The organism is Chryseobacterium aurantiacum, from assembly GCF_003020585.1.
Classification (GTDB): Bacteria; Bacteroidota; Bacteroidia; order Flavobacteriales; family Weeksellaceae; genus Chryseobacterium; species Chryseobacterium aurantiacum.
The window spans coordinates 1121790-1143952 of sequence record NZ_PXUE01000001.1 but is presented as its reverse complement, the minus strand read 5'-3'; the positions used below and the strand labels follow the sequence as shown (position 1 = coordinate 1143952).

Here is a 22163-nt window from a genome sequence, read left to right as displayed (position 1 = left end):
TAAGATTTTATGTTTAAATAGGGGGAATTCTGCCGGAAGTTTCCAGGTAGATTGCGTTTGATGACATTAGATTTAAAGCAAAGCAGATGTATAATTTTTACAATTCCACCCGATTAAGTTATGTTCTAGGTTTTATTCTTTCTTCCCTCCACATTCCCTTACAACAGAAAAACGAGCTAAAAAGCCCGTCTCTCCTAATATAGATTTTATTGAATTTCTTTTTTGGTTAAGCAGTCTTTTGCTTTTTCTGATTTCTTTCTTCTTCTTTCCTTGCCTGTTTTGCAAAGTATTCTTTCTGGTATTGTCTCACTGTTTTTCCGGTTCCGTCATGCCTCCATCCCGGAGAATTGAAAATATAGTTAACTCTATCAGTAAATTTTAATCCCGGCTGTTTAATATCTTTCCAGATCTTCCTCCATTCATAAAAGAGAACAGTATCAGGCTTATTGTCCGGCATTTTTGGATAAATACCATACTTCACCGGAATATTAGGGTCTTCTTTTTGAAAAGTTCCGAATATTTTATCCCAGATAATCAAGCACATACCCATATTTTTATCTAGATACTTAATGTTGCAGGCGTGATGTACACGGTGGTGAGAAGGTGTTACCAAAATATATTCTAAAACCCCCATACTCTTCACAGTTTGGGTATGCACCCATGTTCCATATACCTGTCCTATTGCATAAGCCACCATAATATGCCAAGGATTAAATCCTAAAAATGCCAGTGGAGAAAAGTATAGATATCTGTAAAGCGGTTGCAATACCGGACTTCTGAATCCTGTGGTAAGATTAAAGTATTCTGAACTATGGTGTGTGATATGAACTGCCCAGAATGCTCTGGAACGGTGATCCACATAATGCAGGACATAGTAGGCAAAATCTGTAACAACAAAGCAGGCCAAAAGATACCAAATGCTCAGATCCCATGAAAAAAGTTTGTGATTGTAAAAGAAAAACATCACCCCCATGGCAAATGTTTTCATGATAAGGTCAAGACCAAAGTTCATCAATGCCAGATAGACATTTGTGGCAAGATCTTTTCCATTATATAATTTCGCCTCTGAAACGTGGCTGTAAATCATTTCAGCTAAAATAACAATCGCAAATAATGGAACCGACCATGCATATACATGTTCTAAACCATTCTCGCTCATTAAACTCTCCATCATCACAAAAAATTTGTGCAAAGGTAGGGTTTTAAGCTATCTATTAAGGAAAGCGTACTGTCTTTTTAAGGAAATTTTAATCGGTAGTTTTGTTGGCCAACTGTCCGCAAGCAGCATCAATATCACCTCCTCTACTTCTTCTGACCATTACTGTAATTCCTGCATTTTCAAGCTGACGGATATAGTTTTCTTCTGCTTGTTTGTTGCACTGGTCATATTTACCATCTCCAATAGGATTATATTGAATAAGGTTTACCTTGGAAGGAACCTGTTTGCAGTATTTTATTAAAGCCTTGATATCTTCATCTCCATCATTAATTCCTTTCCATACACAGTATTCAAAAGTGATCACTGAACCTGTTTTTTGATACCAGTACTGAAGTGATTCCATGATGTCCGTTAGCGGGAATTTATCAGAGAAAGGCATAATTTCATTACGCTTTACTTCGATGGCTGAGTGAAGGGACAATGCCAGTTTCACACGTAGCTCATCATCAGCAAGCATTTTGATCATTTTGGGAATTCCGGATGTAGAAACGGTAATTCTTCTTGGAGACATTCCTAATCCCTCGGGCTGGGTAATTTTCCTAATCGCTTCTACTACATTTTTGTAGTTCATCATGGGTTCTCCCATTCCCATGAATACGATATTGGAAAGCGGTCTGTCAAAATACATTCTGCTTTGGCTGTCAATAAGGGCTACCTGATCTACAATTTCAGCAACTTCAAGATTTCTCATTCTTTTGAGTCTTGCTGTAGCACAGAATTCGCAGTTTAGCGAGCAGCCTACCTGTGAAGATACACAAGCAGTAGTTCTTGTTTCTGTTGGGATAAGAACTGATTCTACTAACAGGCCGTCGTGAAGTTTTACCCCATTTTTAATGGTTCCGTCAGAACTTTTTTGAAGAAGATCTACAGAAACGGGGTTAATGGTATACTCTTCAGCAATTCTTTCGCGAAGAGATTTCGAAAGATTCGTCATTTCATCAATCGAATGGAGGTTTTTACTCCATAGCCAGTCATAGACCTGTTTCGCACGAAACGGCTTTTCTCCTAAAGATACAAAGTATTCTTTAAGCTGATCTAGAGATAATATACGGATATCTTTCATAATATTAAAGAGCCAAGTTAAAAGTAAAAAGTTTTAAAGTTTAGTATTGTTGACTATTGCAGCCAAAATATTTTTCAATTCATTACTTTCAGTCAATAAAGCTTTAAATTCTTCAGAATCATAGCCATCTAGTTCTTCTAAAACCCGAAGCCAAAAATGACTTTCTCTTGCTTCTCTTAAAGCAATTTTCACTTTGTTTTTAAAGTCAGCTTTTGAAGATCCGGCTTGGGATTCTTCATAATTAGCGCCTATTGAAGTAGCTGATTTCCCGAGTTGAAATCTTATTAATTTACTTTCAGAATATTGGGTAGTGTTCTTAAAAACTTAAGACAATTAACTCCAAATGTAAAAGTTCTGATAAGTAAATCATTTTGTCTCATTTCTACTTGTATTACTTTTAACTTGGCTCTTTTTACTTTTTTTTATAAAATTAACATTGCGTCACCGTAAGAATAGAATTTATACTTTTCTTTTACGGCTTCTTCATAAGCATGCATGATAAAGTCTCTTCCTGCAAATGCAGCAATCATCATGATCAATGTAGACTTCGGTGTATGGAAGTTGGTGATCATTGTGTTAGCTACTCCGAAATCGTGAGGTGGGTAAATGAATTTATTTGTCCAACCATTGAAAGCAGAGATTTTTTTGTTTGAAGAAACAGATGTTTCCAAAGCTCTCATTGTTGTAGTACCTACCGCACAAACTCTTCTGTGAGATTCTACTGCATTGTTGATGATAGCAGCATTTTTCTCGTCAATGATAATCTCTTCAGATTCCATTTTGTGCTTAGAAAGGTCTTCTACCTCAATTGGGTTGAAAGTTCCTAATCCTACGTGAAGCGTAACCTCAGCAAAATCGATTCCTTTAATCTCCAATTTCTTCATTAAGTGTCTAGAGAAGTGAAGACCAGCTGTAGGGGCAGCAACTGCTCCTTCCACTTTAGCGTAGATCGTCTGGTATCTTTCAGCATCTTCAGGTTCTACTGCTCTTTTGATATATTTTGGAAGTGGAGTTTCTCCTAATTCCTTTAATTTCGTTCTAAATTCATCGTAAGAACCATCGAATAAGAATCTTAATGTTCTTCCTCTTGAAGTTGTATTATCGATAACCTCAGCTACCAAAGATTCATCTTCAGTGAAGAATAATTTGTTACCAATTCTGATTTTTCTTGCCGGATCTACCAAAACATCCCAAACTCTGGTTTCCTTATCAAGCTCTCTTAAAAGGAAAACTTCAATTTTAGCACCTGTTTTTTCTTTATTTCCATAAAGACGTGCAGGGAAAACCTTAGTATTGTTGAAGATAAACAAATCTTTCTCATCAAAATAGTCTACTACATCCTTGAATAATTTGTGCTCAATAGTTTGTGTTTTTCTATCAAGAACCATTAATCTGGCTTCGTCTCTGTGCTCTGATGGGTGTTCTGCTAATAATTCCGCAGGAAGATCAAAATTAAAATCTGATGTTTTCATTTTTTAAATTACGGTTTAAAAATTATTATAATTACATGGTGTAATTTTCGGAGTGCAAATATACGACATTGAATACCCCTTTGTCAAGTATTATTTACAATCAAATGTAAAACCGTGATTTTACGGGGAGTTTCAAGGCATAAAAATATTATTTTTGGAGAAATTAAAACTCAATATGGAACCCATAAGCAAAATATACTTCATTGACAATCCGTATCCTAGCGGTCATAAAATTGAAACCTTTAGCTGGAGCGGAAGAATTGATGAATATGGATTTATTTGGTTTGATTTTCATTTAAAAACTGAAAATTATTATGCCAACGATGATGAAAACAGTGAGGAAGAAGAGGAAGGTCTGTCTGACTGGGATTCCAAAACTGTATGGGGAAACTACCATGCCTGTACATTGTCATCAAATTATTGGGGTGAACAGAGAGGAATCAGAATTAATAACCTTGATGAAAAACTGAATTTCGACACTGTGGTTAAAAATGATCTTTTCAGCAATGATCTTCCATCCGAACAACATTTCGATGATGATGACCTTGCCTTTTCTATTTATCTGTTGGGACATGACAGCTGTGCGGTGCATCAGATCCGATTTTCAAAAAAAGAAAGTAATCTGTATGACATCACATGGACGGGTAAAATAGCATTGACCTACTCGGGTGATGATGAATTTTCGCACGATTTCAAAGCGCAGATCTTCAATGCAAAATTCGAAGGTTTTCATTATCCTAAAACCTGGTCAGTAGAAAAAGCAACCGAAATATTCAAAACAAAACTTACAAATTTTGAAGAGTACGAATTTGTGGATCTGAATCCTAAAAGTAACAAAAGAGAGTATAAACTCGATAAACTAAAGTAATAATCCTATAAAAACAACAAATTAAAAATTATCATTATGAGCAAATATTCAATTGAAGCATTCATTAACGAGACCAAGGAGAATCCGCAGCAAAGAGATTATTTCGAACTGGAAACGAAGCATCTTTTAGAAATCAACCTGAATAATCAGTCTGTATGGACCAAAAGAGGAAGCATGGTAAGCTATGTTGGAAATATTAATTTTGAAAGACAAGGCATGTTGTCCGGTGGTATCGGAAATCTTTTGAAAAAGGCAATCAGTGGAGAAGGAAGTAAGCTGATGAAAGCTGAAGGAACCGGAAAATTATACGTTGCAGACTCTGGGAAGAAAGTACGTATTCTTTACTTGAACAATGAATCTGTCTGCGTAAATGGCAATGATGTTTTGGCTCATGAACAAAGTGTAAAAAGTGATATTACTATGCTTAAAAGTATTGCAGGGATGATGTCTGGCGGTCTTTTTCAGGTAAAACTTTCCGGAACTGGTCATATTGCCATCACCACTCACGGAGATCCATTGACTTTACTGGTAACTCCTGACACCCCTGTGTTCACAGATCCTAATGCCACGGTTGCATGGTCCGGAAATCTAAGCCCGGAACTGAAAACAAATGTTTCTTTCAAGAGCCTTATCGGAAGAGGAAGCGGTGAAGAGTTTCAAATGAAATTTTCAGGCCACGGATGGGTATTGATTCAACCTTACGAAGAAGTTTATTATATGGAAAAATAAAGCAGACAAACCCTAGGGGTAATTTTATATTTTCGTAGTACCTAAAGCAATAACAAATGAATACTCTGATAAAGCTATTTTTTCTGATCGTTATAATTCCTAATACAATTACAGCCCAAAAACAAAAGAATAATTACGAATACAATATAGATCTTCTTCATACGTCCAACGATGAAGTCAATGTTTCTTTTACTCCACCCAAGAACAATCTTCAACAAGGTAAGTTTATTATCCCTAAACTGGTTCCCGGGTTTTATCAGGCTATGAATTTCGGACAATATGTTTCAAATTTTGCAGCCACCGACAAGAACGGAAAAAAAATACTGACTGAACGCCTGGATAAAAACAGCTGGCTGGTACATGATCTCAGCCGAGTAAAAAAAATCTCTTATCAGATAGCCGATGGATGGGATTCTTTGGAAAAAGAATCTAATGAAGCCAGATCTGCCGGCAGTATGTTTATCAGGGACAGTGTTTTTGTCATCAACTACAATTCTTTAGTAGGATATTTTGAAGAAATGAAAGATATTCCTTACCAGATTACCATTACAAAAAATAAGGATTTCTATGCTTCCTCTGCTTTAGATTACAAACAGAAAAATAAAAATACGGATATGGTTTGGGCAAAGGATTACAGGGAATTGGTAGATTCTCCTGTTTTATATTCCGTTCCCGATACCACATGGCTCAAAATAGGTCATACCAAAGTGCTTGTATCGTTCTATAACAAAAAGGAAAGGAATTACTCCAAAACAATTGCCCACGAAATAGAAAACATACTGAAAAATCAACAGGCTTATCTTGGCGGAACTTTACCGGTCAATAAATATGCTTTTCTGATTTATTATGAATCTTCCAATGAAGACGGGTATCTGGGTGACGGTCTGGAACATTCCCACTCTACAGTCTGCCTGTACCGTTCCGGAAATATGAAATTTATTCCGCAAGCTTTAAATAGGGTTGCTTCTCATGAGTTTTTCCATATCGTTACACCGCTCAACATTCATTCAGGAGAAATTCAGCATTATGATTTTCTGAATCCTGTCATGTCTAAACATCTTTGGTTGTATGAAGGTATGACTGAATATGCTACGATTCATATGCCTATCAAACAAAAAATGATCAGTCTGGAAGATTTTGAAAAAAGCCTGGAAGAAAAGATAGAGGGTATGAAAGAATTTGACAATAAATTTTCTCTTACTGAATTGAGTGAAAACTCAATGGAAAGACAGGATCAGTACATGAATTTTTACATGAAAGGAGCGTTAATTGGAGCATGTCTGGACATAAGACTAAGAGAACTCTCTAACGGAAAAACAGGGACTCAGGATCTGATGCAGATGCTTATGAAAAAGTATGGAGAAGGTAAATATTTTAATGATGATGAGCTTTTCGATGAAATTACCAAAATAACTTATCCGGAAATACGTCTATTTTTTAAAGATTATGTAGAAGGCACCCAGCCCATTCCGTTAAAGGAATATCTGGAAAAAGCAGGCCTTAACTATGATGAAACCTCCGGAAAAGTAACTGCGATACCTAATCCCGATTCAAAACAGCTGGCTTTAAGAAAAGCGTGGATTAATCAATAAATATTTAAGCAAAAGGTGAAAGGATAAAAATCAGTTAGCAATTCTTCCGTTTATCCCTCATACCCTAAAACTCTCAAGCTCTCAAATCCATCACCTCACCCGTGGTTTACAAAAGTTTTAATATATTTAAGAAAAAAAATAGATGGACAACAGCAATTCGCGTAGAAACTTTCTTAAGACAGCTGCTTTAGCAAGCTTTGGGGCATTGGTTTTACCCAATTCATTATTTGCCTATTCCAATGATTTTAAAACAGATAAAAAGATCCGTGTCGGTTTCATCGGTGTTGGTCTTCGTGGGCAAGAACATGTAAAATTATTGGCAAAACGTAATGATGTAGAGATTGTAGCGTTTGCAGATCCAGAGAAAAGAATGCTTGCTGCTTCTCAAAAAATACTAAAGGACAATAATAAACCGGCTGCTCAGGAGTTTTCCAACGGAGAATATGACTATCGGAATCTTTTAAAATTAAAAACAATAGATGCTGTAGTCATTGCTACTCCATGGGAATGGCACCTTACCCAAGGGGTGGAAGCTATGCGTGCTAAAAAGATAGTGGGCATGGAAGTTTCCGGAGCTATAAAGCTTGAGGACTGCTGGGAATTTGTAAAGGTATATGAAGAAACTAAGGTTCCTATTTTCATGATGGAAAATGTGTGTTACAGAAGAGATATCATGGCTATTCTGAATATGGTTCGTAAAGGAATGTTTGGCGAATTGGTTCATGGAAGAGGCGGTTACCAGCATGATTTGAGGGGTGTTCTTTTCAATGATGGGGTAAACCCTTACAATTCGGGAGCTGAATTTGGTGAAAAAGGATTCAGTGAAGCAAAATGGAGAACCGAGCATTATGTAAAGCGCAACGGAGAGCTTTACCCTACCCATGGGCTTGGGCCTGTTGCCATGATGATGGATATCAACCGCGGAAACCGTTTAACAAGACTTTCCTCTTTCTCTTCCAAGTCTGTCGGATTGCATAAATATGTTGTAGAGCATGCCAAGGGCGGAGAAAATCATCCGAGCGCCAAAGTAAAATTCAATCAGGGAGATATTGTCACTACACAAATTGCCTGCGAAAACGGAGAAACCATACTTTTAACGCATGACACAAGCTTGCAAAGGCCTTATGACCTGGGATTCCGTGTGCAGGGAACTGAGGGATTATGGCAGGATTTCGGTTGGGGAGATTTCAACCAGGGGAATATTTACTTCGAAAAAACAATGAATCACAGCCACCGTTGGGATAATACTGAAAAATGGATGAAAGAATATGATCATCCCATGTGGAAGAGATTTGAAAATACAGCTGCCGGAGCAGGACATGGCGGAATGGATTTCTTTGTGATGAATACCTTTATTGAATGCATCAAGCGAAATATAGAATTCCCAATGGACGTTTATGATCTTGCTTTATGGTACTCCATTACTCCACTAAGTGAACAGTCTATTGCCAAGGGAGGACAGGTTGTTGATATTCCTGATTTCACCAACGGAAAATGGAAAACCCGTAAACCTGTATTTGGAATGACCGATGAATTCTAAAAAGACATTACTGATATTAGCAGGTGGATTGGGAAGCCGCTACAAAGGTCTTAAGCAAGTGGATGGAATACTCGATAATGGTTCGCCCATTTTGGAGTATTCAATCTTTGATGCTTTGGAAGCCGGTTTCAAAAAAGTAGTTATCATTGTCAACAAACTGATTCCTCAAAGTTATATTGAAAGGCTCAACAACATTTCAAAAGCTAAAAATTTTGAACTGCATTGGGTATATCAGGAAATCGACAGTATTCCCATTTCATTGGAGGGCTTTGATTATCCTGACCGTGAAAAACCCTGGGGAACTGCACACGCTGTTCTTTGTGCTAAATACTCTATACAGGAACCGTTTGTCATGATCAATGCAGATGACTTTTATGGAAAAGAAGCCTATCAGCTGGCTGCCCATGAAATTGACCATCACCATATCTCAGATATACAATTAGGAATGGTTGCTTACCCTGTAGGCACAACATTGAGCGGCAATGGAGCTGTAGCCAGAGGAATATGTACACTGGATGCAGAGAATTATCTGGTCAAAGTAGAGGAGCAAACTTCTATTCAAAGAATCAATAATTCTATCATTTATATTCAAAATGGAGAAAATATTAAACTGGATCCTGAGACATTGGTATCTATGAACTTTTTTATTTTCCATCCTCATATTTTCTGTGATCTGGAAGCCTATTTCTATGATTTCATCGAATCTGACCCACTGGCGAATCAGGAGTTTTATATCCCTTCTGCTGTACAAAGAATGATGGACGAAAACAGAGTAAAAGTAAAGGTAAAGACCTCTCCTTCCCGATGGATGGGAGTTACCTATGCTGATGACAAAAAGGAAATTATAAATTTTCTTACTTCAGAAATTAAAAATAACAGATACCCTGCAGATTTATGGAGCTAAATGATATTGTTTTTGAATTTATCGGTACAGATCATTATGACCTCACACCTATTACTGATGGGTTGATCAATACAACTTATCTTTTGGAAGATAAGAATCAGGGAAAAAAGTTTATCCTGCAAAAAATCAACAATCATGTTTTCAAACAGCCGGAGGTGATTGTCAATAATCATTTAATGATTAATGGAATTCTTAGATCCAATAACTATCAGCTTCAAATTATCGAACCTATCCCATCCCTCACCCATAAACTTCTGGTAGAGGATGAAAATGGCCAGCCGTGGCGTATGCTGAGCTTCATAGAAAACAGTACGACCTTTCTTACAGCTCCGTCTTTACAAACTGCATTTGAAGCAGCCAAGGCCTTCAGTTACTTTCTAAGTACTATAAATACTGAAAAGCTACCTGCTATTGAAGATGCCATTCCCAATTTCCTCAATTTTGAGAAAAGAGTTGCTGATTATAAAAACTCAGTAAAAAATGCCGATCCTCATTTGATAGAAAATGCAAAAGCAGAAATAGAACTCACCAATCATCTTCTATCCTTGCCTGATCTATGGATTGAAATGGAGAAAAACAGTCAGATTCCCAAAAGAATTATTCATGCAGATGTAAAAATCAGTAATATTCTATTTGATCACAATCATCAACCATTGGCTGTGATTGATCTGGATACCATGATGATTTCCACTCTTTTGTATGATTTTGGAACAATGATACAATCTTACACCAATATGACAAAGGAAGATGATGGAAGTGCCAGAAAGAATTTCAACCCAGAAATGTATAAGGCTGTAAAAGAAGGATTTCTATTTTATTTAAAGGAGAAACTGACACCAGAAGAATCTGAGAATCTTGATTATGCAGCACAAGTCGCCATTTATATACAAGAACTTCGTTTTTTAACGGATTACCTGAATGGAAGTACTTACTATTCTATCACACATCCTGAACACAATCTGGACAGAACAAAAAATCAGCTGGAGTTATTGAAAGGATTAAGAGAATATTTGGGATTTGAATGATTTTAAGGAATAAAATTCTTTACTAAAATTTAAATGTAATATTTAGATTCCTTCGGAATGACAAGGTAGACGGATACATAAAGCGCTCTGCTTGTCTTTCCATAGGAATCTAGCTTTATCCTCTCACTCTCAAACCCTAAAATCCTAAAACTCTCAAACCCCATACACTCCAACTCAATATTTCAACCTAGAAACTCCAGAATCCGTTTCCATTCTTCCAGTTTCTTTTCAAAAGAGACCGTATGAAGCGGGCTTGTAGAAGGCAATAAAAAAATGGGTAGTTTATAATTTTTCCCAAGCAGCTTTTGTAAATTTTTGTAAGACTTTCCACCGTTACAAAAAATAGCTTTAACATTTGGATGTTCTTCCAGCAGCTCAGCAATCTGATTGGCTTCTTCATTCTTTATTTCGGAATCCAGACTTCCTTTTCTCTCACAGGAATCAATTACGTCCCAAAGTGCAATATGATGCTTTTTTATTATTTCAAGCCTTTTGTTATAATCTTCGGTAAATTCTTCATTCAGTAATTCAAAAATTATTTTCCAGAATTTATTTTGGGGATGGGCATAATATTGTTGTTTTTCCAATGATTTCACGCCGGGAATTGATCCTAAAATCAGAATTTCAGAATGGTCATCAATAAGGGGTGAAAATGAAGAAATACGGTTTTGCATGTTCAAATATAGAAATTTTATTGCTCGCAGATTGGGAAGCTGGTAGTTACTGTTAGCCTTACCATATTAATGATATCATTGTTTAAAATTATGGAAAAACTATTCATTACAACCTCCATAGCTTACTTCTTCAAGCTCCCAGCTTCCAAATAACTCTTATCTTAACCTCAGTTTATATTAGGTTTTGGCTAAAGCCATTGAATTTTCGTCTATAAAAAAAGCGGGCTAAAGCCCGCTCCTATTGATATTTTATATTGTATATCTATAAAGTTTCCTTCAACCAGTCGAAGAATTCTCTCTGCCATACCAATCCGTTTTGTGGATGAAGTACCCAGTGATTTTCATTCGGGAAATAAACCAACTTAGATTTTAATCCTCTTAGTTTTGCTGCCTGAAAAGCTTCCTGTCCTTGCTCGTAAGGTACACGGAAATCAATTCCTCCCTGAACGATCATAATAGGCTTATTCCACTTTTCTACGAAGTTGCTTGGGTTAAATTCTGTGTAAGCTTTTGGTTGTGGTTTTTCCCATGGTGAACCAATATCCCAGTTAGCAAACCAAAGCTCTTCAGTAGTTAGATACCAAGATTTCATATCAAACAATCCATCATGTGCAATGAATGTTTTGAATCTGTTTTCATGAATTCCGGCTAGCATAAATACGCTGTATCCTCCGTAACTTGCTCCCACAGCGGCTACTCTATCTCCGTCTACATAAGATAATGTCTTTGCATAATCTGTTGCTGCAAGATAGTCTCTCATGGGTTGTCCGCCCCAGTCTTTTGAAATCTCCTCGTTCCATTTTGTACCCCATCCCGGCATACCTCTTCTGTTTGGAGCCACTACGATATAATCGTTTGCCGTCATTAAGGCAAAATTCCATCTTACGCTGAAATATTGTGTTAATGCAGATTGTGGTCCTCCCTGGCAGTATACCAATGTTGGATATTTTTTATTCGGATCAAAGTTGGGTGGATAATGAAACCAAACTCCCATTTCTTTACCATCCGAAGTTTTTACCATTTTAAGTTCAGATTTTCCTTGAGCCAGTTTAGCATAAGCTTCTTTATTGGCTTCGGTAACCTGCTTCATTTCTCCATTTTTAAGGTTTACAGAGAAAAGTTCCGTAGCATGGTTTACATCTGTTCTTCCTACTAAAAGTGAAGTTTTATTATCTGTAAAGATCTCGTTAACATCAAAGTCACCTTTGGTAATCTGCTGTACCTTTGCAGATTTAGAATCTAATGAGAAAAGTTGTTTTGTTCCTCTGTACGCAGCTGTAAAATAGATCGTTTTGGAATCTGCGCCCCAAAGCACATCTCCTGAAACACTATCATCCCAAGCTGCAGTAAGGTTAGTTATCTTTCCAGACTTCCAGTCCATGATCTTTACATCATTTTTATCTGCTTCATAACCATCTCTGGCCATACTTTGCCAAACCAATGATTTACCATCCGGACTGAACTTAGGATTAACATCGTAGCCCTTGTTAGATTCCGTTAGATTCTTGGTAGTACCCGTTGCCATATCGTAGGCAAAAATATCAGTATTGGTACTTGTTGCATATTCCTTACCGCTTTTAGGCTTTGTAACATATAAAAGCTGTGCAGAATCCGGGCTCCAGATAAAATCCTCAGCACCTCCGAAGGGCCTTTGAGGAGAATCCCAGGTTTTACCCTCCAACAGATCTTTAGCACCCTCTACTTTATCCGAAGTATTCACTACAAATACATGGTTGTATTTTCCTTCATTAAAGTAGTCCCAGTGTCTGTGGTTTAGGTCTGTGTATACCTGAGCCGTAGTTTTAGGAGTATCACTGTATTTATCCTTACCCATTAGTTTTTCTACCAAAACCTGCTTACTGAAAGCAATTCTCTTCCCGTCAGGAGAAATAACTACATTGTCAGCTTCACCAATGGTGTAGAACTCAACCCATGTTTTTCCTGCATCTTTTGAAAGATAGATTTTATCTCCTTCCTGTGCGTAAATCCCGTTTTTATCCCACTGAATCAAGGATTTTTTACCGAAATCAATCTTGGAAGACTGATGATTCAGAACATTCAGAAAGTAGTTCTCGTTTTTTGTTTTTTCTGTTTTCAGATCTACCTGTCCTACTTTATAGATAAGAGAAGCCTGATCCGGAGAAACTGCCTGCACTCCAACTTTTTTCAAAGTCCAAAGAATTTCAGGCGTCATTACTTGTTGTGCATTCATTAAAAGCGGAGCTGCCAGAGCCAGCAGACTGTACTTAAGTTTCATATGTTGATATTCATTTTTTAGCGGAATGATGAATTCTACAGATTTCAGCAATTCCTTTTTATTAAATTCAAAGATTGCCAAAGTTAATATTTAAAATAAAAATTACCGAAAGAATTAACACTAAAGTTGACATTGCAGGATAAAATAGTAAAGAAAGGAAATAAAGTGAAGAAAGCTGCTATAAGAAATTGAAAAAAGCATACAGATAAGTTGGTCAATTTACCATTACTTAAACCAGACTCTTTTACTCTTATAAACTCTGATTACTTTTTACCTACTTGTTTACAGTTCTATATTTTCCAACAAAAAAGCTCGTCAGTACAGTACTAACGAGCTTTTTATTTTTTATTTTCAAATCAATTAATCACCATCTGAGAACATGGAGTTCGCCAGAGAGGTAACAATTGACAATAGAATACTAAAGATAAATGCCCACCAGAAGCCATCTACCACCATACTGTCTATAAAGTAATCGGCAATCAGAATAATCCCTGCGTTAATTACCAAAGCAAAGAATCCTAATGTGATAATAGTCAGCGGAAGCCCAAACAAGCTTAGGATAGGTTTTACAAATATGTTTAAAACTCCAAGCACAATGGCAAAGATAATTGCAGATGAAAAACCTTCAAAATGTACTCCCGGTAAAATTTTAGTTAAAAGATAGGCAACTATAGCAGTTACAAACAATCGGATAATTAAATTCATTTCTTAATTTTTTTAATAGTTATGGGCTATATGGAGCAAAAGCCATTCCATTTTGAATAAAAAGATTTCATTAAAACTCTTTATTTAAGGAATATTTTACTCAACCTATTTTATTATCTTATTTTCATCATGGTCACCAATGAAGTGGCCACATGGCTCTCCGAATCTGAATTTTCATTCCGAACATAGATCTCTGTTCTTATCACACTGATTTTTGTTCCCCCCTTAATAACATAGGATTTTGAAACCAGTGCATCTCCCATTGCCGGACGCAGATAGTTGACCTTTAACTCAACGGTTACCACATAGCAGTCTTCTGCATAATGGCTCACAGCTGCATATCCTGATGAAACATCCACCAGAGAAGCAATCATCGCTCCGTTAAACATCCCTGCTTTTCTGGTCATCATTTCCATTTTGGGAATTTTGATGGATACAAAATCAGTATCTACTTCCAATAGTTCTGCCTTGTAGAATTTTAAAGTTTCTGAGCGGTTGAAGCTGTCTGTAACGAGTTTTCTTTTCTCTGGTGTCATTGCTTTTTTAATTTGAATGTAAATTTAAAGATTGATTTAAAAACTAAAGAATCAAAAGATCAAAAAAATGAGCCCTTAGATTTTTTTTACTAAGTCTGTTTAAACTTAACCGCAAAAGTCACAAAAGGTTTTATTTTTTTAACACTTTAGTATACTTTAGAAAGTGTAAGGAAATACTGCACAATTAAGTTCACAGAAGATGAAAATCTTTGATTTTCAACAAAAATTGAGTGTCCTTCCTTGTACACAAAGTATATCACTTAAATAGCTTAAGTGTTTAAAAAGCTTTTGTATATCATTTGTGGTTTAATAAAAAAGTTTAAACAGCTTTACTGTAAAAAATTAAAAAAAGATTAGCTTTGTGATCCATAGATTATTCCATGAGTTTAAAAAAGACATTTCTTTTTTTTAGTTTTCTGATAGGTTTCACGTTTCAGGCACAGACCCTGCATTTGTATGGAGGTACAAATCAGGATCAATATCTGGGATGCTTAAACTGTGATACTTTTGATAAAAACTCAATCTGGAACAGGTATAGTGATTATGGAAATGTATACAGTTCAAAATCAATATGGAATACCTATGGAAATTATGGAAGTACATACAGTACCTATTCTCCATGGAACAGCTATGCATCCTATCCTCCGGTTATTGTTGACCAAGATGGAAACTTTTTTGGATTTCTTACCCTGAATAGTTATAAATCTGAAAGATCAGAACTGGAACTGGCTCAGATTTTATGCAAATATCATGAAGATATCAAAGCAGACATCAACGGCTGGTACGAAAAGTTGTTTAGATAATTTCATTTTTTCATTCAAGAATCATCGTTTTTCAAATAAGCTTTCAAAATGGGTCTTGAAGTGGTCCTAATTTTTAAATAGAAAAAATATATTTAACTTATATCTCATTTATTCAAAACAATTTTTTTGATTTTACTTTTTTCATGTAACAAACTGTAAATGATAAATTTGAAATAATTTAACATAATTTAAAGAACGAGTGGTAATACGGGTTCGCATTCTTCACGAAATCCCTTAATGAAGATTTAATACGCTATTAAGAAATAAATATCCATCTTTGCAGCCTTAAAATCAAACACGCTAGTTTATTTCATGAGCATTATTTTTAAAAAGCGACTACTTATAGCGCTTGTATTACCTACTGCCGCATTATATTACGGTCAGAGTACAAAGGATTCATTAGAAAAATCCAAATCTATTGATGAGGTGATGTTGGTGGGTAGGAACCTTTCCCAAACAGCCAAAGAAAGAAAGACCCCTGTTGCAGTTTCCACTATTAAGGCAGCTGAGATTCAGGAAAAATTAGGGAATAGAGAATTTCCTGAAATTATGAAGTCTACTCCATCTGTATACGTTACCAAAGTAGGAGGTGGATTTGGGGACAGTAGAATTAACATGAGAGGTTTTGATGGGGCCAACATTGCGGTCATCATCAACGGACAACCTGTTAATGACATGCAGGGAGGTACTGTTTACTGGTCCAACTGGACCGGATTGGCAGACATTGCAAGTACTATTCAGATTCAGAGAGGTTTGGGAGCTTCTAAATTTGTAGTTCCATCTGTAGGAGGAACCATCAATATTGTTACCAAGGCTACAGATTCTGAGCAAAAAGCAATGATAAAAGGAGAAGTGGGTAATGATAACTACTCCAGATTATCTGCTATGTACTCTTCAGGTTTAAAAAACAAATGGGCAACAACTGTATTGCTTTCCCGTTGGCAAGGTGATGGTTACATCAATGGTACAAAGGGAGAAGGATATTCTTGGTTTTTCTCTACAGGATTTAAACTGAATGAAAAACATGCCTTTAACTTAATTGCAACCGGAGCACCTCAGGTACACGACACAAGAAGATCTTCCGCAACCGGAGCCAATGTAGCGACACTACAGCAGTTTGAAACTTACGGAAGAAGATACAACCCACAAACAGGGATGCTGAATGGTTCCCAATTCAATTTGGCGCCTAACTTCTACCATAAGCCGATTGCATCTCTTAACTGGGACTGGAATATTAATGATGCCTTGAAGCTATCTACAGTTGTGTATGGTTCTTGGGGACGCGGAGGTGGTGGTACCGGACTTAACGGTTCCATTAAAAATGCTGGCGGACAAACCATGAACTTTATGAATTATGGTCCTGGTGGAGATGGTACCATCAATTGGGACATGATTTACCGCTATAACCAGGGTGGTCTGGTAACAGATTATAATGGAAATAATTTCCAGAAAGGAACTTTTACTGCTCCTGCAGGTTCTCCGGGTGATTATAACGGACAATATGTAAGTACATTAAATGGAACCAGCGGTATTGTAAGAAAACAAAGTATTAATTCTCACGATTGGTATGGTGTAATTGCAGACCTTAATTACAAAAAAAATAACTGGACCTTTAACGGAGGTCTTGATCTTAAAACTTATAAGGGATCCCTTTATGACATTGTTACCGATATGTTGGGATCATCTGCCTTATTTGTTCCTAATACAGCGAATGCTCCAAAAGGATATTACATTAACCAAACAGTAAAACCTGAACCGCTTTCAAAGCTTAATAATGCTCAGAAAGTCTCTATTTACAACGAAGGTTTGGTAAAATGGGCCGGTGTATACGGAATGGTAGAATATAGCACTGAGAAGTTAAGTGCCTCTCTTCAGGGATCAGTTTCTGAGCAGTACTACAAGAGAAAAGACTATATGCTGTATACTCCAGGAAATCAGGAAACCAAATGGTATCACAAAACGGGTTATATCGTAAAAGGAGGTGCCAACTATAACATTGATCAGCACCATAACGTATTTTTCAATACAGGAGTTATTTCAAGACAGCCATTATTCAACGCTTTATTCCCATCCAATCAAAACATTTATAACGATGCGAAGAATGAAAGAATCTTCTCTTTAGAGTTAGGATATGGTTTCAAATCCCGTTATATCGATGTTAACATCAACGCATATAGAACGCAATGGGATGACAGATTTATTTCAAGAACATTCAATGCAGGAGCTGCAGATGTTGCCAACTTCTCTCAGCTAAAGCTTGGAAATGCTTATTACTATAATGCATTAAATGTTGGACAGGTACACCAAGGGGTTGAATTGGAAACGAAAGCAAGACCTTTCTCGAACCTTAGATTGAGAGGTATGTTATCATTAGGTAACTGGAAATACAAAGGAAATGCAAACTTCAACATCATTGATGTGCAAAATAACCAGGAAATAGCAGGAGCAACCGGAATTATTAACATCAAGGACCTTAAAGTTGGAGATGCTGCCCAAACAACAGCAAGCATCGGAGCTGATTATAACATCACCAAAGCTTTCAGTATTGATGCTAACTGGGAATATTATGACAAATTATACGCACAGTTCAACCCTATCAACTTCCTTACTGAAGCAGCAAGAGAAAAAGGGGTTGTAAAATTACCAAGCTATAATTTATTTGATGTAGGGGCTACTTACAAGTTCATCATTGATCAGAAGAAGTCTTTAACGTTAAGAGCGAATGTCTACAACTTATTCAATAAATATTATATTTCTGAATTAAGTTCCAATATTTTTGCAGGAGATAAAATTGCCAATGGTCCGGATGCAGGAAAAACGTATCAGGAAACAGGCAGAGTGTATCAGGGCGTTGCTAATGGCAATACAGGATTCCTAGGTTTCGGAAGAACCTGGTCTATTGCAGCCACTTTCAAATTCTAATACCTTATCATCTTAATAGGATTCAATTAAACCCGCCAGTTGTGGCGGGTTTTCTGATATTTATATAAATTATTTCTGTAATAAATGTAGCCTATGCAGATAGTCAGATTATGCCGTTTTTTATAACTCAGACTATTTAAGAAAGTCCAACCTGAAAATCGTCTGTTAAAGTAAGAACTCCCTCTGTCAATCCTTCAGAATGCGTACTAAAGCCTTTTAACTTTGAAGTTTTTCCCTTTAAAACAAGATCCAAGAGTTGTTTGTCTGAAAGTTTTTTTCCGAAAATGTCAAAGGTAATTTTAAACCCACAATTTTTGAAATCTGAGCACCCAACAGCGGTTTTACCCTTGATCAGGTTATGCTCCTTACATTTAGGGCATTTCGTTTCTTCCCAGGACTGAAGCTCCTTCTTCTGAGCGGGTTCTCTTTTTTTCTTTTCCTTAACCTCTTCTTTTTCCTCTTCCTGCAGGGTAATTACTTTCCCTTTGCCATCCACTACTTTCTTGGTGAGCTCTGTGACCATCTGAATCAGTTCTTCCTTAAAAAGATTGGCTTCATATTCACCTTTTTCAATTTTACGAAGTTTTGATTCCCATTCACCCGTCAGTTCCGGACTTTTTAAAAGTTCATCTTCAATGGTATCAATCAATTGAATTCCCGTTTGAGTAGCAATCAGATTTTTTCTTTTCTTTTCGATATACTTTCTTTTGAAAAGGGTTTCAATAATGTTTGCACGGGTAGATGGTCTTCCGATACCGTTATTCTTTAACAATTCACGCAGTTCTTCATCTTCTACCTGTTTTCCGGCGGTTTCCATTGCTCTAAGCAGTGTTGCTTCCGTATAAGGCTTTGGCGGTGAAGTTTTTCCCTGATGAATCATCGGGTCGTGTGGACCTGACTCTCCTACAATGAATTCAGGAATTGTCTGTTCTTCTTCTTTATCTTTTTCCTTATCTGTAGATTCTTCTTTAGGCTCTTTCGAATAAACAGCTCTCCATCCCGGTTCCAGGATCTGTTTACCACTTGTTTTAAAAGGAATGGTTCCTACCTTGGCCTCCACCAATGTATTGGAAATCTTACATTCCGGATAAAACACAGAAATAAAACGCTTCGCGATCAGATCATAGATCAGTTTTTCTTCCCTGCTCAGGTTTTGAGAGGGTGGAACTTCTGTTGGGATAATAGCATGGTGATCCGTTACTTTTGCATCATCAAAAACAGCCTTCGATTTAGGAATCGGAGCTTCCAGTAATGGAGAAATCAGATCCTGATAAAAACTCATTTTTCTAAGAATTCCTTCAATCTTTGGATAAAGACTTTCTGATAAGTAAGTGGTATCAACACGCGGATAGGTTACGTGCTTTTTTTCGTAAAGACTTTGGATATAATTCAACGTATTCTCTGCTGAATATCCGTATTTTTTGTTGGCTTCTACCTGAAGGCCCGTTAAGTCAAAAAGCCTTGGATTTTTCTCTTTTCCTTCTTTTATTTCAAAGGAAACAATCTCAAAAATATTTTCTTTAAGATATTCCAGTCCTTTTTCTGCCCGCTCCAATGTTTTCAACCTGTCAATAGCAGCATTGAAAATCACATCACGGTATTTCGTTTTAAGTTCCCAATACTCTTCTGTGGTAAAGGCATCAATTTCTTTCTGACGCTGCACCAACATTGCCAGGGTTGGAGTTTGTACCCTTCCTATAGATAAAACAGCCTTATTCCCTCCAAATTTCTTTGTAAAAAGCCTTGTTGCATTAATTCCCAATAACCAGTCTCCTATGGCTCTTGCATTTCCCGCCAGATAAAGATTTTTATAATCTTCCGCAGGTTTCAAGCTTGCAAAGCCCTCCTTGATAGCTTCTTCTGTCAATGAAGAAATCCATAAACGCTGAATAGGCTTGTTGCATTTTGCCTTTTGTAAAACCCAACGCTGGATGAGTTCTCCTTCCTGCCCGGCATCACCACAATTGATGACCTCATCACATTCCTCCACTAGCCTTTCAATTACTTTAAACTGATTTTCAACCCCTTTATTCGGGATCAGCTTTATTCCAAAGCTGCTGGGAATAATAGGAAGCAAAAACAGGTTCCAGGATTTGTACTGGGGACCGTAGTCGTGAGGTTCTTTAAGGGTACAGAGATGCCCAAACGTCCATGTCACGCAGTATCCGTTCCCCTCCATATAGCCCTGCTTGGATGTGGTAGCCCCTAATACTTTAGCGATATCTCTGGCAACACTGGGTTTTTCGGCAATACATAATTTCATGAACTCGGGATTATTGAAAGACTGCAAAAATCGGGATTTTTTTTGACTTTGCAAACTGGGTTGTATATGGATGACTGGCAATGTAAAGTCTTAAAAATCGAATTTCACATAATACAAGCATTTTATAGTACTTATTCCGTCAATAAATGCAGTCTGTTTTGTGTAAAAACTTAAATATTTCAATTTTAACCATCATGAAAAAATGTTTTCATTTTAATTTTAGCTGAATTTTTCGAATATGAATAAAAATTAAAATAAACATAAATCACTGAAATACTGATAATTAAACTCAGTAAATTAAAAAAACAACAAAAAGTCTATAATTTTAATAGACTAATAAAAATATATGTTCTATATTTGCAACAGAATTTAGGGAAAAGCAAAAAAATGAAACCAAATACTAAGAATAATACAATAAAGAAACATACCATCAAAATAATAATGATGATGTGTAATTGTATGCCTATACATAAAGAACTTCGTGGATGACTTTACTTTTATATGACATATTTTTAAAGGCTCTACCACGTGTAGGGCCTTTTTCATTTCAACAATTTACACATTAAAAAATTACAAAATGAGCAATTCTAAAAACAGATGGCTGATACCACTGGCATTTACAAACATCTATGTAATATGGGGAATTACGTTTTTAGCTATTTCATTTGGCTTAAAAGGTTTTCCGCCATTTATTCTTTCGGGGCTGAGGTTTCTGGTAGCAGGAATTCTGATGATTGGATATCTCCTGTCCAAAGGAGAAAAGCCAAATTCACTCATTAACTGGAAGAAAAACGCAATCACCGGGGTACTTATTCTTACGGGAGGAACAGGCCTTGTGGCTTGGGGGGAGCAATATGTGACGGCTTCGGAGGCCGCTATTTCTATAGCAACAGGTCCGTTTTGGTTTATTGCCATCGACAGAAAAAACTGGAAATATTATTTTTCAGATAAATTTATTCCGATTGGGCTCGCCATTGGATTTGTAGGGCTAATCTTATTCTTAAAAGGAAGTGTAAATTCTAGTGCTGCACATGCTGTAGCCAATGGGCAAATTCGTATCACGGCGTTTGTGGTATTGGCATTCAGTTCTATTGCATGGGTTTTAGGATCTTTATATTCTAAGAAAAATCCTGCTTCACAATCTACATTTATGAATATTGCACAACAACTTATTGTAGCAGGAGCAGCATCTTTTCTTATTGCCTTATTTAGAAAGGAATGGACCGGTTTTTCGGTCTCTGCAATCCCATTATCGGCATGGCTGGGTGTTCTGTTTTTGATCTTCTTTGGATCTATAGTCGCTTATTTGTCGTACATTTGGCTGTTGTCCGTGAAACCCGCTGCCTTGGTAAGCACCCATACCTACATTAACCCTATTGTTACAGTTATTGCTGGATGGATTGTTGCCAACCAGAGCATAAATGGAGGCCAGCTTTATGGTTTGGCAGTCATATTGCTGGGAGTACTTCTGACCAATGTCACCAAGTATTTTAAACTTTCAAAACGGTCAAAGGTCAAAATCAGAAGAGTTAGAAGATTATTTAACAGGGCAGGCAAGCGATATCAGCCTATTTAAACAGGATAAAACATC

18 protein-coding genes are annotated in these 22163 nt (G+C 36.7%); 9 read left to right on the top strand and 9 right to left on the bottom strand.

Annotated features, from left to right (window positions below; genetic code table 11):
• Positions 1-226: 226 nt before the first annotated feature.
• The 4 genes from C7D53_RS05090 to queA all read right to left on the bottom strand — a co-directional run bounded on the left by C7D53_RS05090 (position 227) and on the right by queA (position 3754).
• A complete protein-coding gene (locus tag C7D53_RS05090; protein WP_106915276.1) occupies positions 227-1171 on the bottom strand; it encodes a sterol desaturase family protein in 945 nt (314 codons plus the stop codon).
• A 76-nt stretch (positions 1172-1247) separates the two neighbouring features.
• Positions 1248-2282 (bottom strand): 23S rRNA (adenine(2503)-C(2))-methyltransferase RlmN, encoded by a 1035-nt coding sequence (rlmN, locus tag C7D53_RS05085; RefSeq protein ID WP_106915275.1) that lies wholly within the window; start codon positions 2280-2282, stop codon positions 1248-1250.
• Positions 2283-2315: 33 nt separating this feature from the next.
• Positions 2316-2534: a four helix bundle protein gene (locus tag C7D53_RS05080; protein ID WP_262497858.1), complete on the bottom strand. Its 219-nt coding sequence runs from the start codon at positions 2532-2534 to the stop codon at positions 2316-2318.
• 170 nt (positions 2535-2704) lie between these two features.
• Positions 2705-3754: a tRNA preQ1(34) S-adenosylmethionine ribosyltransferase-isomerase QueA gene (gene queA, locus C7D53_RS05075; protein ID WP_106915274.1), complete on the bottom strand. Its 1050-nt coding sequence runs from the start codon at positions 3752-3754 to the stop codon at positions 2705-2707.
• Between the two features lie 154 nt (positions 3755-3908).
• Here queA and C7D53_RS05070 point away from each other — a divergent pair, with 154 nt between their 5' ends.
• The 6 genes from C7D53_RS05070 (at position 3909) to C7D53_RS05045 (ending at position 10412) form a co-directional block, all read left to right on the top strand.
• Positions 3909-4622: a hypothetical protein gene (locus C7D53_RS05070; RefSeq protein WP_162926083.1), complete on the top strand. Its 714-nt coding sequence runs from the start codon at positions 3909-3911 to the stop codon at positions 4620-4622.
• Between the two features lie 36 nt (positions 4623-4658).
• Positions 4659-5351 carry an AIM24 family protein gene (locus tag C7D53_RS05065; protein ID WP_106915272.1) on the top strand — a complete coding sequence of 231 codons (693 nt, stop codon included), beginning with the start codon at positions 4659-4661 and terminating at the stop codon, positions 5349-5351.
• A gap of 56 nt (positions 5352-5407) precedes the next feature.
• Positions 5408-6943 carry a M61 family metallopeptidase gene (locus C7D53_RS05060; RefSeq protein ID WP_106915271.1) on the top strand — a complete coding sequence of 512 codons (1536 nt, stop codon included), beginning with the start codon at positions 5408-5410 and terminating at the stop codon, positions 6941-6943.
• A 142-nt stretch (positions 6944-7085) separates the two neighbouring features.
• Complete coding sequence (locus C7D53_RS05055) at positions 7086-8483, top strand: Gfo/Idh/MocA family protein (RefSeq protein WP_106915270.1); 1398 nt, start codon at positions 7086-7088, stop codon at positions 8481-8483.
• Positions 8473-9387, top strand: a complete 915-nt coding sequence (locus C7D53_RS05050) for a nucleotidyltransferase family protein (RefSeq protein WP_106915269.1) — start codon at positions 8473-8475, stop codon at positions 9385-9387. The genes C7D53_RS05055 and C7D53_RS05050 overlap by 11 nt, the downstream gene beginning before the upstream one ends.
• Positions 9378-10412, top strand: coding sequence for a phosphotransferase enzyme family protein (locus tag C7D53_RS05045; RefSeq protein WP_106915268.1), 1035 nt, complete (start codon positions 9378-9380; stop codon positions 10410-10412). Before C7D53_RS05050 ends, C7D53_RS05045 begins: the two co-directional genes overlap by 10 nt.
• 182 nt (positions 10413-10594) lie before the next feature.
• Here the strand turns inward: C7D53_RS05045 and C7D53_RS05040 are convergent, their stop codons facing one another.
• From C7D53_RS05040 to C7D53_RS05025, 4 genes are all read right to left on the bottom strand, one after another.
• Positions 10595-11086, bottom strand: a complete 492-nt coding sequence (locus C7D53_RS05040; RefSeq protein WP_106915267.1) for a DNA-deoxyinosine glycosylase — start codon at positions 11084-11086, stop codon at positions 10595-10597.
• A gap of 262 nt (positions 11087-11348) precedes the next feature.
• Positions 11349-13343 (bottom strand): S9 family peptidase, encoded by a 1995-nt coding sequence (locus C7D53_RS05035; RefSeq protein ID WP_106915575.1) that lies wholly within the window; start codon positions 13341-13343, stop codon positions 11349-11351.
• Positions 13344-13703: 360 nt separating this feature from the next.
• The gene (locus C7D53_RS05030) at positions 13704-14048 is read right to left on the bottom strand and encodes a phage holin family protein (RefSeq protein ID WP_106915266.1); all 345 of its coding nucleotides are present in this window, start codon (positions 14046-14048) and stop codon (positions 13704-13706) included.
• A gap of 113 nt (positions 14049-14161) precedes the next feature.
• Complete coding sequence (locus tag C7D53_RS05025) at positions 14162-14584, bottom strand: PaaI family thioesterase (protein WP_106915265.1); 423 nt, start codon at positions 14582-14584, stop codon at positions 14162-14164.
• Between the two features lie 380 nt (positions 14585-14964).
• Here C7D53_RS05025 and C7D53_RS05020 point away from each other — a divergent pair, with 380 nt between their 5' ends.
• Entirely contained in the window at positions 14965-15387 is a 423-nt protein-coding gene (locus C7D53_RS05020) for a hypothetical protein (RefSeq protein WP_106915264.1), read from the top strand.
• Between the two features lie 312 nt (positions 15388-15699).
• Positions 15700-18309: a TonB-dependent receptor gene (locus C7D53_RS05015; RefSeq protein ID WP_106915263.1), complete on the top strand. Its 2610-nt coding sequence runs from the start codon at positions 15700-15702 to the stop codon at positions 18307-18309.
• A gap of 136 nt (positions 18310-18445) precedes the next feature.
• On the opposite strand, the gene C7D53_RS05010 is transcribed toward C7D53_RS05015, so the two are convergent.
• Positions 18446-20572 (bottom strand): type IA DNA topoisomerase, encoded by a 2127-nt coding sequence (locus C7D53_RS05010; RefSeq protein ID WP_106915262.1) that lies wholly within the window; start codon positions 20570-20572, stop codon positions 18446-18448.
• 577 nt (positions 20573-21149) lie between these two features.
• Here C7D53_RS05010 and C7D53_RS05005 point away from each other — a divergent pair.
• Positions 21150-22148 (top strand): EamA family transporter, encoded by a 999-nt coding sequence (locus tag C7D53_RS05005; RefSeq protein WP_106915261.1) that lies wholly within the window; start codon positions 21150-21152, stop codon positions 22146-22148.
• Positions 22149-22163 lie beyond the last annotated feature (15 nt).

Bases quoted from the DNA above. Each gene is read 5' to 3' on its own strand.
- C7D53_RS05090 (WP_106915276.1), bottom strand. From the start codon at position 1,171: ATGGAGAGTTTAATGAGCGAGAATGGTTTAGAACATGTATATGCATGG.
- rlmN (WP_106915275.1), bottom strand. From the start codon at position 2,282: ATGAAAGATATCCGTATATTATCTCTAGATCAGCTTAAAGAATACTTT.
- queA (WP_106915274.1), bottom strand. From the start codon at position 3,754: ATGAAAACATCAGATTTTAATTTTGATCTTCCTGCGGAATTATTAGCA.
- C7D53_RS05065 (WP_106915272.1), top strand. From the start codon at position 4,659: ATGAGCAAATATTCAATTGAAGCATTCATTAACGAGACCAAGGAGAAT.
- C7D53_RS05060 (WP_106915271.1), top strand. From the start codon at position 5,408: ATGAATACTCTGATAAAGCTATTTTTTCTGATCGTTATAATTCCTAAT.
- C7D53_RS05055 (WP_106915270.1), top strand. From the start codon at position 7,086: ATGGACAACAGCAATTCGCGTAGAAACTTTCTTAAGACAGCTGCTTTA.
- C7D53_RS05050 (WP_106915269.1), top strand. From the start codon at position 8,473: ATGAATTCTAAAAAGACATTACTGATATTAGCAGGTGGATTGGGAAGC.
- C7D53_RS05045 (WP_106915268.1), top strand. From the start codon at position 9,378: ATGGAGCTAAATGATATTGTTTTTGAATTTATCGGTACAGATCATTAT.
- C7D53_RS05040 (WP_106915267.1), bottom strand. From the start codon at position 11,086: ATGCAAAACCGTATTTCTTCATTTTCACCCCTTATTGATGACCATTCT.
- C7D53_RS05035 (WP_106915575.1), bottom strand. From the start codon at position 13,343: ATGAAACTTAAGTACAGTCTGCTGGCTCTGGCAGCTCCGCTTTTAATG.
- C7D53_RS05030 (WP_106915266.1), bottom strand. From the start codon at position 14,048: ATGAATTTAATTATCCGATTGTTTGTAACTGCTATAGTTGCCTATCTT.
- C7D53_RS05025 (WP_106915265.1), bottom strand. From the start codon at position 14,584: ATGACACCAGAGAAAAGAAAACTCGTTACAGACAGCTTCAACCGCTCA.
- C7D53_RS05020 (WP_106915264.1), top strand. From the start codon at position 14,965: ATGAGTTTAAAAAAGACATTTCTTTTTTTTAGTTTTCTGATAGGTTTC.
- C7D53_RS05015 (WP_106915263.1), top strand. From the start codon at position 15,700: ATGAGCATTATTTTTAAAAAGCGACTACTTATAGCGCTTGTATTACCT.
- C7D53_RS05010 (WP_106915262.1), bottom strand. From the start codon at position 20,572: ATGAAATTATGTATTGCCGAAAAACCCAGTGTTGCCAGAGATATCGCT.
- C7D53_RS05005 (WP_106915261.1), top strand. From the start codon at position 21,150: ATGAGCAATTCTAAAAACAGATGGCTGATACCACTGGCATTTACAAAC.